The organism is Candidatus Thiosymbion oneisti (genome assembly GCF_900092655.1).
GTDB lineage: Bacteria > Pseudomonadota > Gammaproteobacteria > Chromatiales > Chromatiaceae > Thiosymbion > Thiosymbion oneisti.
Window position 1 is genome coordinate 1 of the sequence record NZ_FLUY01000202.1, and the last position, 626, is coordinate 626.

Here is a 626-nt window from a genome sequence, read left to right on the forward strand (position 1 = left end):
GATAAGCGATTGTTTCTTTGACGATATCTAGTTGTGACATGACTCTGATTCTGTGTTTTTACCATATTTTGGTTCGTTGCACATTTGCTGCTAACGTCATGGCTAAGGCGACCCAAACCGCACCGCGCCACAAGACTGAGATCAACCCCGGAGCTAAATGCGCGGTTTGGGATCGTACTTTAGCTAATTGTTAGCCCATTTGGGTTCTATAGTTTTTGAATTTCTTCTATTGAAAGTCGTGTGTATTTCACAATTTTATCTATTGATTCTCCATCTGTTTTCATGGTTCTTGCCATTTCAATCTTACCTTCTTTTAATCCCTTTTCTTTACCTCTCTTCTCCCCAAGTTGAATCCCTTCATTTTTGCCTTCATTCCTGTATCTCTCCTTGAGTTTATAAGGCAAAATCCATCTTTCGCTTGCCTGAAGTTTCTTGAAGATCCCCGACTCGACAAAGCTATGATAGGTTTCGTCGCTGATGATGAGATGATCGATCACTTCGACTTTGAGAAATTTACCCGCTTGAATAAAATGATCGGTAAGGTCTTGATCTTCGATTGAAGGCGTCACATTCCCACCGGGGTGATTATGGACCATAATAACCTGAACGGCGAGCTTGTAAATCGC

At 41.5% G+C, this 626-nt stretch carries 1 protein-coding gene; it reads right to left on the reverse strand.

The annotated features are described in order from the left end of the window. Nucleotides 1–206 precede the first annotated feature (206 nt). The coding region (locus BQ17_RS01785) for a JAB domain-containing protein (protein ID WP_089724026.1) at nt 207–626 on the reverse strand (420 nt) is incomplete at its 5' end.